The organism is Falsihalocynthiibacter sp. BN13B15, from assembly GCF_041205415.1.
Classification (GTDB): domain Bacteria; phylum Pseudomonadota; class Alphaproteobacteria; order Rhodobacterales; family Rhodobacteraceae; genus Falsihalocynthiibacter; species Falsihalocynthiibacter arcticus.
Genome location: NZ_JBGFCE010000077.1, coordinates 1 through 591 on the forward strand (window position 1 = coordinate 1; position 591 = coordinate 591).

The 591-nt window shown below is 54.8% G+C and carries 1 protein-coding gene; it reads left to right on the forward strand.

Annotation, left to right across the window (positions count from 1 at the left end):
- The coding region (locus AB9F26_RS22235; protein ID WP_369769125.1) for a condensation domain-containing protein at positions 1-591 on the forward strand (591 nt) is incomplete at both ends.

A 591-nucleotide genomic window follows, 5' to 3' on the forward strand; every position in this document is an offset into this window, starting at 1 on the left:
CGCGGACTGCCCCGCATCGTTGAAACTTTTTCCAGCTGGTTTGTACCACAGGTCACAGATCTGGATCCCAACGCCGCCTTGTTGTTTCCCTTGATGCGACTTGCCGGAGTGCATGTACAGATCGGATATCCGTGCATATTCACCACTGCCCACACTCAAGACGACGCCGACAAGGTTGTGACAGCGTTTGAGCAGTCCGTTGACGCATTGCGCGCTGTGGGCATCCTAGGTGGAAATCCCGTTCTCGGAGCTGAAATTCAGCCCGCGGCGACAGCACAGATAGGATTGCCTTTGACTGCGGCTCAACGTGAAATCTGGATGACGACGCAATTGGGCAAACAAGCCTCGTGCTGTTTTAACGAAAGTGTTTCGCTTGAACTCAGTGGTCCATTGAACCTGCCTGCCTTACAACGCGCCATGGATCAGATCATCGCGCGGCATGACGGGTTACGCATGGTCTTTGCCCGCAATGGCGAAAGCTTTGACGTTGTTGACCCGTATCCTTTACCTTTGGAACTGCATGATGTGAGCACGTCGGACGATCCCGCCTCTGCGTTGCACCATTTGCTTTTGGACGACGCGGCGACCCCG